Origin of the sequence: Rubrivivax gelatinosus (assembly GCF_004340905.1) — a bacterium.
GTDB lineage: Bacteria > Pseudomonadota > Gammaproteobacteria > Burkholderiales > Burkholderiaceae_C > Rubrivivax > Rubrivivax gelatinosus.
In genome coordinates this window covers 144,781-158,133 of the sequence record NZ_SLXD01000009.1, presented here as the reverse complement: position 1 = coordinate 158,133, position 13,353 = coordinate 144,781, and the positions used below count along the sequence as shown (strand labels likewise).

The following is a 13,353-nucleotide window of genomic DNA, read 5'->3' as shown; positions in this document are numbered from 1 at the left end:
CCGGCCTTCGTGGTGAAGGCGTGCGCGCCGCAGGTGTTTCGAGATGAGTTCAAGCCCGGGCGCAGGCCACGCGCCCCGATGGCGCCGGTTCACCGGCGCGCTGCTGGCCGCCAGCCTGGGCGCGCTCGGCTGGAGTGTCTGGTCGACGCAGTACGCCTGGCGTGCCGGCTGGGGCGACGAGCCGATGGCGCAGCACGCCGCGGCCGACCCGCGCGCGCTGTCCGGCGGCGACCTGACGAGTTTTCACGCCGGCTTCGAGCCTTTCGGCCAGGCCGCCGACAACCTGCCCTGGCGCTGGGCCGAGCGCTTCGAGGAAGGCGACGGCCTGTTCGACAAACGCTTCGTGCCCGGCGACGGCCTCAGCGCCTCGCAGGTCAAGGATGGCCCGGGACAGCGACGCACGGGGCTGGGCCCGCTGTACAACGCCGACGCCTGCTCGGCCTGCCACTTGCGCGACGGCCGCCCGCCGCGCCCGCACGAGGGCGGCGCGCTGCAGGGCCTGTTCGTGCGCGCCTCGGTGCCCGACGGCCGCGGCGGCTGGCAGGCCGCGCCCGGCTACGCCAGCCAGCTGCGCGACAAGGCGGTGGCCGGCGTGCGCCCCGAGGCCAGGCCGCGCGTCGAATGGCAGGAGGAGCCGGGCCGCTACCCCGACGGCCAGCCCTACCGGCTGCGCCGGCCGCGCATCGTGCTCGAGGAGCTGGCCTACGGAGCGCTGCCGCCTGACGCGCTGCTGGAGATCCGCAGCGCCCCGCCGGTGCACGGCGGCGGCCTGCTCGAGGCGCTGGACGCACGCGACATCCTCGCGCGTGAAGACCCCGAGGGCCGGCGCGACCCGGACGGCGTGTCCGGCCGCGCGCAATGGGTGGCCGACCCCGAGACCGGCGAGCGTGTGCTCGGGCGCTTCTCGCTCAAGGCCAACCAGCCCAGCCTGCGGGCCCAGGCCGCCGGCGCGGCCTTCGACGACATGGGCCTGACCAGCCCGGTGCACCCGCGCCCGTCCTGCCTGGCGCACCAGCACGACTGCCTGGCCGCGCCGCACGGCGGCACCGAGGCCGAGCCCGAGCTGTCCGAGGCCCAGCTGCAGGCGCTGACCGACTACCTGCGCTGGCTCGCGGTGCCGGCGCGCCGCGGCCTGGACGACGCGCTCGCGCTGCAGGGCGAGCGGCTGTTCGCGCAGATCCGCTGCAGCGCCTGCCACGTGCCGGAGATGGTCACCGGCGGCGGGCACCCGATCGCGCGCCTGCGCGGCCAGCGCATCCGCCCCTACACCGACTTGCTGCTGCACGACATGGGCCCGGGCCTGGCCGGCCGGCCCGACGGCGTGGCCGGCGCCGCCGAGTGGCGCACCGCGCCGCTGTGGGGCATCGGCCTGAGCGCACGCAGCCAGGGCTACCAGCGCTTCCTGCACGACCAGCGCGCGCGCTCGCTCGAGGAGGCCGTGCTCTGGCACGGCGGCGAGGCCGAACCCGCGCGCCGCCGCTTCATGAACCTGACGCACGACGAGCGCCAGGCCCTGATCCGTTTCCTGGAGACCTTGTGATGAGTCCTGAACCGTCCGCCGCCGACACGGCCGTGCTGCAGCACGCGCTGGGCGACCTCGAGCAGGTCGTGCTCGACCAGCGCCGGCGCCTGCGCCTGGCGCTGGCCTGCGTGCTCGCGCGCGGCCACCTCCTGATCGAGGACGTCCCCGGCCTGGGCAAGACCGTGCTCGCGCAGGCGATCGCCCGCGTGCTCGGGCTGGACTTCCGGCGCGTGCAGTTCACCAGCGACCTGCTGCCGGCGGACATCACCGGCGCCTCGGTCTGGGAGCGCGAACGCGGCGAGTTCCGTTTCGTGCCCGGCCCGGTGTTCGCGGAGCTGCTGCTGGCCGACGAGGTCAACCGCAGCTCGCCGAAGACGCAGAGCGCGCTGCTGGAGGCGATGGAGGAGCGCCAGGTCACGGTCGACGGGCGCACGCACCGGCTGGCGCCGGTGTTCTTCGTCGTCGCGACGCAGAACCCGCTGGACAACCAGGGCGCGCACCCGCTGCCCGAGGCCCAGCTCGACCGTTTCCTGATGCGGCTGGACCTGGGCTACCCGGGACGCGAGGCCGAACTCGCGCTGCTCGCCGGCGAGGACCGGCGCGAACTGCTCGAACGCACTGCTCCGCGGCTGGACGCCGGCGCGCTGCGCGCGCTGCAGCAGCGTGCGGCCGCGGTGCATGCGGCGCCGGCACTGCTGGAGTACCTGTGGCGGCTGCTGGCGGCCACGCGCTCGGCCGGCACGCTGCGCTGCGGCCTGTCGCCGCGCGCCGGGCTGGCGCTGCTGGCCGCCGCACGCGCCTGGGCCTTCCTGGACGGGCGCCCGCACGTGCTGCCGGCCGACCTGCAGGCGGTGTGGCTGCCGGTGACGGCCCACCGCGTGGCCTGCGTCGACGGCGGCGACACGCGTGCCGTGCTCGAACGGCTGCTCGGCGAGGTGGAGACGGCATGAGACTCCAGGCGCGAGCAGCCGGCGGCGCGCTGCGCCTGCGCCCGACCGCGCTCGGCTGGGGCGTGCTGGCGCTGGTGCTGGCGCTGCTGCTGATGGCGGTCAACGAGGCCAACAACCTGCTGTACGCGCTCGCCTTCCTGCTGCTGGCGATGCAGGGCGTCGGCGCCTGGCAGGCGGCGAGGCAGATCGCCGGCCTGCAGGCCCAGGCCGCCGGGGCGGCGCCGGTGCATGCCGGGCAGACGGCGCGGCTGGCGCTGACGCTGCGCGCCGAGGGCCGGCCGCGCGCGCGTGCCGCGGTGCGCGCCGCACTGCCCGGGCCGGGGCCGGCCGTGTTCGCGCCGCCCTGGCAGCTGCCGGCCGAGCCGGCCTGCCTGCAATGGCTGGACTGGCCCGCGCCGCGGCGCGGCTGGCAGCGCGCTGCGGCGCTGCGCCTGGCCTGCGACTACCCGCTGGGCCTGGTGCGCGCCGAGCGCGACTGCGCGCTGCGTGCCGAGCTGCTGGTCTACCCGGCGCTCGAAGGCCCTGCCGGCGGCGGCGCCGAACGCAGCGCGCCGCGGGCCGAGGAGGCCAACGACTTCGCCGGTCTGCGCCCCTTCGCGGCCGGCGACTCGGCGCGCCGCATCGCCTGGAAGGCGCTGGCGCGTGCGATGGCGCCGCAGGTCAAGGTCTTCGGCGGCGCCGGCGGCCGCGCCGCGCTGCTGCTGCAGTGGGAGCACACGCCCGGCAGCACCGAGCAGCGCCTGGTGCGGCTGACGCGGCGGCTGATCGACGCGCACGCCGACGGCCGCGACTGGGTGCTGCAGTTGCCGGGGCAGCGTCTCGCCTCGGCCTGGCCGGGCGACGCGGCGGCGCTGCGCGCGGCGCTCGCGGCGCTGGCGCTGTTCCCGCAGGAGGCGGCGTGATCGCGGCGGCCATCACCGCCGGGCGGCAGCGGCCGCCGCCGACGGCCGAGGAACACGCCGCCGTGCGCCGCGCTGCGCCCTGGGTGGGGCTGGCGCTGGCGCTGGGCATCGCGCCGGCGGCGCTGGTCGTGCCGGCCTGGACGACGGCGCTGCTGGCGGCGCTGCTGGCCTTCAAGGCGCTGGCCGTGCGGCGCGGCTGGGCCATCGGCACGCGCGTGCTGCTGCCGCTGGCCGCGGCCGTGCTCGGCGCCTGGGCGCTGGGTTTCGCCCCGCGCTGGGGCAGCGCCGCGGCCGTGCTCGCCTTCTTCGCGCTGGTGCTGGCGCTGAAGTGGCTGGAGGCCGACGCCCGCGGCCACCGCCGCGACCGCGTCGTGCTGCTGCTGGCCGCCGGCGTGCTGGCCGCGCTGGGCGCGCTGCAGCAGGTCGCGCTGCTCAGCCTGGCGCTGCTCGTCGGCTACGCCTTCGCGCTCGCCGCGGCGCTGATCGCGCTGCAGGGCGCGGACCGGCCGGCACGGCGTGCCGCCGGGCTGCTGACGCTGGCGCTGCCGCCGGCGGCACTGCTGTTCGTGCTCACGCCGCGCGTGCCCGGCCCGCTGTGGGACTTCGGCCTCGCGCTCGGGCTGCCGATCGCGGTGCAGGCGCCGCGCAGCGGGCCCGGGCTGGGCGCGCGCGACAGCCTGGAGCCCGGCGCCCTGGCCGGCGACGGCCTGGACAGCGGCACGGCGCTGGTCGCACGTTTCGACGCCTGGGTGCCGCCGGCGGCCGCGCTGTACTGGCGCGGGCCGGTCTTCACGCGTTACGACGGCCAGCGCTGGACGCCGCCGCCGAGCTGGGCGTCGCGGCGCGCGCGCATGGCCGAGGGCTACCGGCGCTCGGCCGACTGGCGCGCGCAGCTGCGCCCGCGCGGCCAGGCGCTGGGCTACACGCTGCGCGTGGCCGGCCACGGCGGCCCGTGGCTGTACGCGCTGGACCATCCCGGGCGCCTGCCCGCCGAGTCCTACCTGACGCGCGACGGCCAGTTGCTGTCGATGACGCCGGTGAACGACGAGACCCACTACGCCGCCGAGGCCTGGCTGGACGCCAGCGTCGACGCCGCCGGCCTGGCGCCAGGGGAGCAGGCGGCGCTGCTGGCGCTGCCGCCGCAGGCCGCACCGCGGCTGCAGGCGCTGGGGCGCGAGCTGGCCGCGCGCCACGCCGAGCCGGCGGCACGCGCCGCGGCGGCGCTGGCGCTGTTCAGCGAAGGCGGTTTCCGCTTCGAGCCGCGCGAGGCCGGCGCCCGCGGCCCCGGCGCCTACGACCGCTTCGTGTTCGAGCGCCGCGCCGGCGGCAGCGACCAGTTCGCCGGCGCCTTCGTCGTGCTGGCCCGCGCCGCCGGGCTGCCGGCGCGGCTGGTCAGCGGCTACCACGGCGGGCGGCTGATGGGCAGCTCGAACTACGTGCTGGTCAAGCAGTCGCACGCCCACGCCTGGGCCGAGGTGTGGCTGGCAGGCCGGGGCTGGAGCCGCTACGACGCGGCGCAGGCGGTGCGCGCGCCGCGCGAGGCGGCACGCCGCGAGGCCGCCGCGGCTGCGCTGCCGCCCCGCCCCGCGGCCGCCGCGGCCTCGTCGCCGCCGCCGGCGGCGGCCGACACGCGTGCGCCCTGGCAGCGCTGGCTGGCCGCGCTCGACGACTGGGTGCTGCACTACGACGCGCCGCGCCAGCGCCAGCTCGTCGAAGCCGGGGCCCAGGGCGGCAGCGGCCTGCTGGTGCTGGCGCTGCGCCTGGCGGCGGCGCTGGCCCTGGCCGCCGCGGCGGCGTACGGCTGGCGCCGCAGGCGCCGCCGGCGCGCCGAAGACCCGCTGGTGGCGGCCTGGGCCGGTTTTCGCGCCCGGCTGCACGACGCCGGCGTCGACTCGGCGGCGGCCGAATGCCCGTCGTCGCTGCGCGCGCGGCTGGCCGCCCTGGCGCAGCCCTGGGCGGCACCGGCGGCAGCGCTGGTCGACGAGCTGATCGTGCTGCGCTACGCGCCGCCGCCGCCGGATGGCGCCGCACGCCGGCAGGCGCTCGCGCGGCGCCTGGCCGCCTTCCGTCCGCTGGCCTTCGCCGGCACCTCCAGCGCGGCCCCGCGAGGCGCCGCCGTCCGATGATGACCGTCTGCCTCCTTCCTGCCCTGTGCGGCGCAGCGCGCCGGCTGTTGCGCCCGCTGTTGCGCTGTCTGCGTGCGCCGCTGCTCGCCGGCCTGGTGCTGCTGGCCGCACTGCCGGCCGCGCGCGCCGACGACGCCGCCGCCGCGGTCGACGAACTGCTGGCCGCGGGCGACGCCGCCGTCGCCGCCTACCGCAGCGAGCCGCGCGGCGCCGAAACCACCGCGGCCGAGTTCTCGCGCCTGTACTTCGACGTCTTCGAGGCCCGCGGCCTGGAGCTGGCGCTGGGCGCACGCGACCGCGCGGCGATGCAGCGTATCGAGCTGGGCTTCGCGCACGTCATCCAGGCGGCCCTGGAACGCCAGCCCCGCGCCGGCGTCGACGCCGCCTGGCAGCGGCTGCGCGCCGAACTCGCGGCCCAGCGCGCCGGGCTGGCCGAGGCCGGTGCCGGCGGCGCCGGCGCGGCCTTCGCCCAGTCGGCGCTGATCCTGCTGCGCGAAGGCGCCGAGGCGCTGCTGGTCGTCGGCGCGCTCGCGGCCTTCCTGCGCCGCACCGGCCAGCACGACCGCATGCCCTGGCTGTGGGGCGGCGTCGGCGCGGCCGTGCTGTGCAGCGCGGCGCTGGCCTGGGTGCTGGGCGTGCTGCTGGACGCCGCCGGACGCTGGCGCGGTGTCGTCGAAGGCGTGGTGGTGCTGGTGGCCGCGCTGCTGATCGCCCAGGTCGCCGCCTGGCTCTGGGCGCGCCGCGACGCCGAACGCTGGAACGCCTGGCTGCGTGCGCAGCTGGCGCGGGGCGCGCGCGACTCGACCCCGTGGATGAGTGCGGCCGTGGCCTTTCTGGCCGTGTTCCGCGAAGGCGCCGAGACGCTGCTGTTCTACCAGGCGCTCGCCCGCGCCCAGCCCGGCCAGGACGGCGCGCTGTGGGCCGGCGCCGCGCTCGCCGCGCTCGTGCTGGCCGGCGCGGCCTGGGCGATGACGCGCCTGGGGCTGCGCCTGCCGTTCACGGCCTTCTTCACGGTCTCGGCAGCGCTGCTGCTGGGGCTGGCGCTGAGCTTCGCCGGCCAGGGCGTGCTCGAGCTGCAGCTCGCCGGCTGGCTGCCGACCACGCCCTGGCCGGCCGCGCCGACGATCGGCTGGCTGGGCGTCTACCCCAGCGCCCAGGGCCTGGGCGCGCAGGCCGCGCTGCTGGCCGCGGTGCTGGGCCTGTCGGCCCGGGCCGCGCGCCGCCGGCGCTCGGCGGCGACGGAGGGCGCGCCGTGAGGCACTCAGTCCTGCGGGCCGCCCTCGCGCGGCAGGCGCGCGCAATCGGCGCACAGGCCGAACAGCGCCAGCCGGTGGTGCTGCAGCTCGAAACCACGCTGGCGCGCAACCGCCTCCTGGCGGGCCTCGATCTGCGCGTCGGCGAACTCCTCGACCCGGCCGCAGCGCACGCACACCAGATGGTCGTGGTGGTCCCCCGGGTTGAGTTCGTAGACCGCGCGCAGGCCCTCGAGCTGGCTGCGCAGCAGCAGCCGCGCCTGCTCGAACTGGCCGAGCACGCGGTAGACGGTGGGCAGGCCGATGTCCAGGCCGAGCTCGAGCGCGCGCCGGTGCACGTCTTCGGCGCTGAGATGGCGCACCGGGCTGTCCCGGAAGATTTCCAGGATGCGCAGCCGCGGCTGGGTCAGGCGCAGGCCGGTGGCCGACAGCGCCGGGTCGCGGGAGTCTCGTTCGCGGGCATCCATGGGGGCAGGTCGCATAAGGCCTCGGGCCGGGGCCGCCACGATGACCGCACGGCGCCGCGGCGCGCTTGCTTTCCATCAACGCAAGTCATTCTCATTAACAGGAGATAGCCGATGGCAACACCCCGCCGTGTCGTGCCCATCGCCGTCGAGCCGCCGCCGGCGACGGCGCGCGTGGAAGCCTTCTTCGTGCGCCATCGCGAACGCTTCGTCTGGCTGCAGCTGGCGATGTGCCTGGTGTTCGTGGCCTTCGTCTTCGTGCCCGCCTGGCTGCCCGAGCCGACGCTGGACGACGACGCGACGACGCACCTGGCGCTGGCCGCCAACTACGCGATGTGGGGGCTGTGGTTCCCGCTCGTGCTGCTGTCGGTGGTGCTGACCGGGCGCAGCTGGTGCGGCCTGTTCTGCCCGATGGGCGCGGCCTCGGAGTGGGCCAGCCGCGTGGGCCTGCAGCGGCCGGTGCCGCGCTGGCTGCGCTGGTCGGGCGTGCCGGTGGTGAGCTTCGTCGTCGTCACCATCCTCGGCCAGACGCTGGGCGTGCGCGAGCATCCCGAGGCCGTGGCCCTGGTCTTCGGCGGCACGATGGCGCTGGCGGTGCTGTTCGGCGCGATCTGGGCGCGCGCCAAGCGCCCGTGGTGCCGCCACGCCTGCCCGATCGGGCTGCTGCTGGGCGTGTTCTCGCGCCTGGGCGCGGTGCAGTTCGAGCCCAAGCGCCCGGTGCCCGGCGGCGAACGCTATGCCGAGGTCGGCCTGTGCCCGACGATGATCGACATCGCGCGCAAGCAGGCCTCGCGCCACTGCATCGAGTGTTTCCGCTGCGTGCATCCGCAGAGCCAGGGCGGCGAGCGGCTGCGGCTGCGCCGCCCGGGGCGGGAGGTCGAACGCATCCGCGAGCACGCGCCCGACGCCACCGAGGTCTGGTTCTTCTTCATCGCCACCGGCACCGCGCTCGGCGGCTTCCTCTGGCTGATGCTGCCGTCGTACCAGACGCTGCGCGCCGACGTCGGCGTCGCGCTGCTGGGCCTGGGCTGGCACTGGATCGGCGAGGCCGCGCCGGCTTGGATCGCGAGCTCGCACCCGCAGCGCGGCGAGGTCTTCAGCTGGCTGGACGTCGGCATGATCGCCGGCTACATGCTGTTCTGGGCCGCCGCCACCGCGGCGGCGCTGGCGCTGGCCACGGTCGCCAGCGCCTGGCTGGCCGGACAGGCCGGCGGCGACGGCACGCTGCGCCAGCGTTTCGTCGAGCTGGGCTACCTGACGATGCCGGTGGCGCTGGTGTCGCTCGTCATCGGCCTGGGCTCCAGGCTCTTCGAGCCGCTGGCGGCGCTGGGCGACGACGCCCCGGCGCAGGCCAAGCAGGCGCTGTTCGTGATCGCGGTGGCCTGGAGCCTGCACCTGGGCAACCGCATCCTGGCGCTGCAGGGCGTGCCGGCGCGCTCGCGCTGGCGGCCGCTGCTGCCGTCGATGGCAGGCATCGGCGCCGTCGGCCTGTCGTGGTGGGCGGCGATCTTCGGCCTTTGAATCATGGAGAGTGGACGATGACCCAGACTTGCACGCCCGACGCCGCGACCGCCGCGCCGCGCCGTTTCCATTGGGCGCTGGTCACCCTGGCGCTGGCCTGGCTGCCGGCCGAGGCGGTGCAGGTGCCGCTGGGCGAGGAGCTCTGGCGGCACGGCATGACGATCCGCGCCGAGTACCTGCACCCGCTGGCGGTCGACCCCGACCAGCCCGACCCGGGCGGCGCCGACGCCTACCTGCAGCTCAACGTGCACGCCCAGCGCTCCAACCGCCAGGGCTTCCAGAAGTTCTCCTGGGTGCCCTACCTGACGGTGCGCTACCGGCTGCAGTCGGCCGACGGGCGCTGGAGCCATGAAGGCGTGCTGCCGCCGACGATCGCCTCGTACGGCCCGAACTACGGCGCCAACGTGCGTTTCAACGGCTACGGCCGCTACCGCGCCAGCTTCCGCATCGAGCCGCCGCCGGCCAGCCTGGTGCGCCGTCAGACCGGGCGCCAGACGGGCGTGCAGCCCTGGTGGGAGCCGCTCGAGGTGGAGTGGGAGTTCGACTACCTGGGCCCGGGCAAGAAGACCGGCGTCGGCGGCTCGGGCGGGTACTGAGCGGGCCGGCCGCGCCGGGCCCGGGTTGCAGTTGTCATCGACGCGGGTGCGGCGCGCAATCGTTCTTTGCATCGCGACGCGCAAGGTGACGCTCCTGCCCGGGCCGCCGCCGGCCCGCCGCGACCCGGAGGAGCCATGGCCACCGTCACCCGCCCCGCGCCCGAACGCCGGCGCACTGTCTGCCTGCCGGCCACCGTGCTGGCCGTCGTCTGCGCCGTGGTGCTGCAGGTCGCGGTGGCCGCGGCGCCGGCCTCGCCGCTGCCGGCACCGGTCGCCGGCCTCGTTCAGTCGGGCCACCTCGACGAGGCGCGCCGCTGGCTCGACGGCGAACTGCGCGTGCATCCGCAGGACGCACGAGCGCACTACGCCGAGGCCCAGGTGCTGGCGCAGCAGGGCCTGTTCGGGCCGGCGCGCGACGAACTCGCTGCCGCGCGGCGCCTCGCGCCGGGGCTGCCGTTCGCACCCGCCGACTCGGTACGGGCGCTGGACCAGGAACTGCAGCGTCTGGACAGCGGCCGCGCGCCCGCGCCGGCCGGCGGCGCCGACCCCGGGCTGGTCTGGAGCCTGCTGCTGGCCGTCGCCGGCGGCGGCCTGTTCGCCTGGGCGCTGATGCGCCTGGCGCGTCAGACCAGCGTCTCGACCGGCGTGTCGAAGCGGTAGCCCGCGCCGCGCTCGGTGACGATCAGCGCCGGATGGAAGGGATCGGCCTCGAGCTTGCGGCGCAGGCGCAGCACCTGCACGTCGACCGTGCGGTCGTAGACCTCGGCGCCGTTCAGGCGCGACATCGCCAGCAGCTGGTCGCGGCTGAGCACACGCTGCGGCGCGCCGCAGAACGCGGCCAGCAGGTTGAACTCGTGGTTGCTCAGCTCGACCTGGGCGCCGTCGGGCGAGATCAGCCGGCGCGTGCGCAGGTTGAGCTCCCAGCCGGCGAAGCGGAAGGCGCGGCGGCGCTCCTCGCGCGCCGGCGCCGCGGCCTGCGCCGCCAGCGCGCTGCGGCGCAGCTGGGCGCGGATGCGCGCCAGCAGCTCACGCGGGCTGAAGGGCTTGGTGACGTAGTCGTCGGCGCCGAGCTCCAGCCCCATCACGCGGTCGGCCTCCTCGGCCTTGCCGGTGAGCAGCACGATGGGCAGCGTGGCGCGTTCGCGCAGCCGGCGCACCAGCTGCATGCCGCCCTCGCCGGGCAGGCGCAGGTCGAGCACGACGAGGTCGATGGCCTGCTCCTCGAAGACGGCCATCATGCGCGCGCCGCTCTCGACGGCGGTGACACGCAGCTCGTTGTCGCCCAGGTACTCCTGCAGCAGCTCGCGGATCGCGGGGTCGTCGTCGACCACCAGCACGTGCGGTGCGGGCAGCGGCGACTCGGCGACTTCGACGGACATGACAGACTCGGGCGGTGGAACCAACGGCCGACACTGTAGCGCCAGCCTCCGAGCCCGCCGGCGCCCGCGGGGCACTGGCGCGCAGCCGCACGCTGCGCGTGCTGCTGGCCATCGAGCTGGTGGTGGCGCTGGCGGTCGTGGGCCAGCTGTGGACCACGCGCCGCCAGGTCATCGAGGCCGAGCAGCGTGACCTGGGCTCGCTGGCCGGGGCGATGGCCGCGCAGGCCGACGCCACGCTGGAGGCCGCCGCGGCGGCCCTGGGCACGACACGCGACGAACTCGGCAGCGGCCTGCTCGCCCCCGGCACGCCGGCGGCCGACGCGCTGCTGCGCGCCCACGTCGCCGGGCTGCCGCAGTTCCGCGCGCTGGAGCTCACCGACGCCCACGGGCACACGATCGCCAGCTCGCGCGCCGGCGGCCCGCCGCCGCAGGCCATCGGCGGGCACGAGTTCTTCACCGCCGCACGCGAGGGCACGCCGGGCGCGCTGCACCTGAGCCTGCCGCGCATCGTCGGCCGCAACGAGCCGCCGGCGATCACCGTGGCGATGGACTGGCGCGACGCCGAAGGCCGCTTTCGCGGCGTCGTCATGCTGCAGGCCGCGCCCGACTTCCTGGACCGCGACTTCGCCCGCCTGTCGCCGTCGGCCGACACGCGCATGGCGATCTACCGCCGCGACCTGGGCCTCGTCGCCGACGGTCCCGGCGACAACACGCGCGCCTGGGCCCAGGACGACGCCGCGCACGGCCTGTGGGACGACCCGGCACGCGGCCAGGCGCGCGAGGCGCAGCTGCCCGGCGGCGAGGTGCGGCTGGTCGCCGCGCAGGCGCTGGCGCGTGCGCCGCTGCTGCTGGTCGTGTCGCGCAACCGCGCCGCGGCGCTGGCACCGTGGACACGCCAGGCCTGGCTGGTCGGCGGCTTCGCCGGCTCGGCGCTGCTGGTGACGCTGCTGCTGGGCCTGCGCAACGCACGCGAGCAGGCGCGCCGCGTGGCCAGCGAAGCCGCGCTGGCCGCCGAGCAGGCGCGCACGCTGCGCGCCTTCCAGGCGGCGCAGGAAGGCGCCTGGGAATGGGACCCGGCCAGCGGCCGAACCTACCTGTCGCCGCGCATGAAGGAGCTGCTGGGTCTGGCGCGCGACGCCGAGGTGCGCGACGGGCCGGTGGCCACCGCGCTGCTGCACCCCGAGGACGTCGAGCCGATGCGCGCGGCCTTCGTCGACCACGCCGAAGGGCGTTCGGGCCCGTTCGACCGCGTGTTCCGCGTCGCCACGCCCGACGGCGGCTGGCGCCACGTGCGCACGCGCGGCCTGGCGATGGCCGGCCCCGACGGCGTGCTGCTCGCCGGCACCGCCACCGACGTCAGCGACGAGATGCGCGCCCGCGACGAGCGCCAGAGGCTGGAGAACGAACTCGGCCGCGCGCGCCGCATGGAGGCGCTGGGCACGCTGGCCGGCGGCGTGGCGCACGACTTCAACAACATCCTGGCCTCGGTCATCGGCTACGGCGAGCTGGCGCGCGACGCGCTGGCGCCGGGCTCGCCGGCCGCGCGCCCGGTCGAGCGCGTGCTGCAGGCCGGCCAGCGCGGCAAGACCCTGGTCGAGCGCATCCTCGCCTTCAGCCGCGGCGCGCCGCGCAAGCACCTGCCGCTGAAGCTGCAGCCGCTGGTCGACGAGGTGCTCAAGCTGCTGGCCTCGTCGCGGCCGCCGGGCACGACGCTGGAATGCCGCCGGCGCGCGCCCGAGGCCGTGGTGCGCGGCGACGCGACGGCGGTCTTCGAGGCGGTGATGAACCTGTGCACCAACGGCCTGCAGGCGATGCCCGAGGGCGGCACGCTGGCGGTGTCGCTGTCGGCCGTCGAGCTGGCGCAGGAACGCCGGCTTTTCGAGGGCCGGCTGACGCCGGGCCGCTACGCCTGCCTGGCCGTCGAGGACCAGGGCACCGGCATCCCGGAGGCGGTGCTGCCGCACCTGTTCGAGCCCTTCTTCACGACACGCGGCACGGGCGCCGCGGGCGGCACCGGCCTGGGCCTGGCGGTGGTGCACGGCGTCGTCGTCGAGCTTGGCGGCGCGATCGAGCTGCACACGCGCGCCGGCGAGGGCGCACGCTTCGAGCTCTACCTGCCCTGTTGCGACGAGCCGGTGCGCGACGAGGCCGCGCCCGGCCCGGCGCCGGCGCTGCCGCTGGGCGACGGCGAGGCGGTGCTCGTCGTCGACGACGAGCCGGCGCTGGTCGAGCTGGCCTGCGAGCTGCTGGCCGGTCTGGGCTACGAGCCCTTCGGCACCGAGTCCAGCACCGAGGCCTTGCGCCGCTTCGAGGCCGAGCCCGACCGCTACGCCCTGCTGCTGACCGACGAGGTGATGCCCGGCCTGAGCGGCACGGCGCTGGCCGCGGCGGTGCACACGCTGCGCCCGGCGCTGCCGGTGGTGCTGGCCAGCGGCTGGGGCGGGCCACAGTTCGAGCAGCGCGCAGCGCGCTCGGGCATCGTGGTGACGCTGGCCAAGCCGCTGACACGCGCCGAGCTGGCGCGTGCGGTGGCGCGCGCGCTGCGCGGCTGAAGCGGCTGCGTTTCGCCGCCCGCTACAGGCGTAACGCGGGCCGCGCGGGGCGCAACGTGGGCGTGCAGCGCGGCTCGCACAGTGGAGC

Annotated in this window: 11 protein-coding genes; 9 read left to right on the top strand and 2 right to left on the bottom strand. The window is 76.7% G+C overall.

Annotation, left to right across the window (positions count from 1 at the left end; translation table 11 throughout):
• Window positions 1-43: 43 nt before the first annotated feature.
• From EV684_RS15025 to EV684_RS15005, 5 genes are read left to right on the top strand one after another with little or no spacing between them, the layout of a single operon-like run.
• Window positions 44-1,540, top strand: a complete 1,497-nt coding sequence (locus tag EV684_RS15025; protein WP_132648101.1) for a di-heme oxidoreductase family protein — start codon at window positions 44-46, stop codon at window positions 1,538-1,540.
• Window positions 1,540-2,472: an AAA family ATPase gene (locus tag EV684_RS15020; protein WP_132648100.1), complete on the top strand. Its 933-nt coding sequence runs from the start codon at window positions 1,540-1,542 to the stop codon at window positions 2,470-2,472. The genes EV684_RS15025 and EV684_RS15020 overlap by 1 nt, the downstream gene beginning before the upstream one ends.
• Window positions 2,469-3,374, top strand: coding sequence for a DUF58 domain-containing protein (locus EV684_RS15015; protein ID WP_132648099.1), 906 nt, complete (start codon window positions 2,469-2,471; stop codon window positions 3,372-3,374). Before EV684_RS15020 ends, EV684_RS15015 begins: the two co-directional genes overlap by 4 nt.
• Entirely contained in the window at window positions 3,371-5,500 is a 2,130-nt protein-coding gene (locus tag EV684_RS15010) for a transglutaminase family protein (protein WP_165908500.1), read from the top strand. The genes EV684_RS15015 and EV684_RS15010 overlap by 4 nt, the downstream gene beginning before the upstream one ends.
• Window positions 5,501-5,559: 59 nt before the next feature.
• Window positions 5,560-6,756 carry an FTR1 family iron permease gene (locus EV684_RS15005; protein WP_200222303.1) on the top strand — a complete coding sequence of 399 codons (1,197 nt, stop codon included), beginning with the start codon at window positions 5,560-5,562 and terminating at the stop codon, window positions 6,754-6,756.
• 5 nt (window positions 6,757-6,761) lie between these two features.
• Here the strand turns inward: EV684_RS15005 and EV684_RS15000 are convergent, their stop codons facing one another.
• Complete coding sequence (locus EV684_RS15000) at window positions 6,762-7,220, bottom strand: transcriptional repressor (RefSeq protein ID WP_132648096.1); 459 nt, start codon at window positions 7,218-7,220, stop codon at window positions 6,762-6,764.
• Window positions 7,221-7,331: 111 nt separating this feature from the next.
• On the opposite strand from EV684_RS15000, the gene EV684_RS14995 reads away from it, so the two are divergent.
• The 3 genes from EV684_RS14995 (at window position 7,332) to EV684_RS14985 (ending at window position 9,994) form a co-directional block, all read left to right on the top strand.
• Entirely contained in the window at window positions 7,332-8,738 is a 1,407-nt protein-coding gene (locus tag EV684_RS14995) for a 4Fe-4S binding protein (RefSeq protein WP_132648095.1), read from the top strand.
• Between the two features lie 17 nt (window positions 8,739-8,755).
• On the top strand, window positions 8,756-9,334 hold the full coding sequence (locus tag EV684_RS14990; protein WP_132648094.1) for an iron transporter: 579 nt from the start codon (window positions 8,756-8,758) through the stop codon (window positions 9,332-9,334).
• 135 nt (window positions 9,335-9,469) lie between these two features.
• Window positions 9,470-9,994 carry a hypothetical protein gene (locus EV684_RS14985; protein WP_132648093.1) on the top strand — a complete coding sequence of 175 codons (525 nt, stop codon included), beginning with the start codon at window positions 9,470-9,472 and terminating at the stop codon, window positions 9,992-9,994.
• On the opposite strand, the gene EV684_RS14980 is transcribed toward EV684_RS14985, so the two are convergent.
• The gene (locus EV684_RS14980) at window positions 9,958-10,713 is read right to left on the bottom strand and encodes a response regulator (RefSeq protein ID WP_132648092.1); all 756 of its coding nucleotides are present in this window, start codon (window positions 10,711-10,713) and stop codon (window positions 9,958-9,960) included. The genes EV684_RS14985 and EV684_RS14980 overlap by 37 nt on opposite strands.
• A 14-nt stretch (window positions 10,714-10,727) precedes the next feature.
• Between EV684_RS14980 and EV684_RS14975 the strand changes: the two genes are divergently transcribed.
• Complete coding sequence (locus EV684_RS14975) at window positions 10,728-13,265, top strand: ATP-binding protein (protein WP_132648091.1); 2,538 nt, start codon at window positions 10,728-10,730, stop codon at window positions 13,263-13,265.
• Window positions 13,266-13,353: the final 88 nt, after the last annotated feature.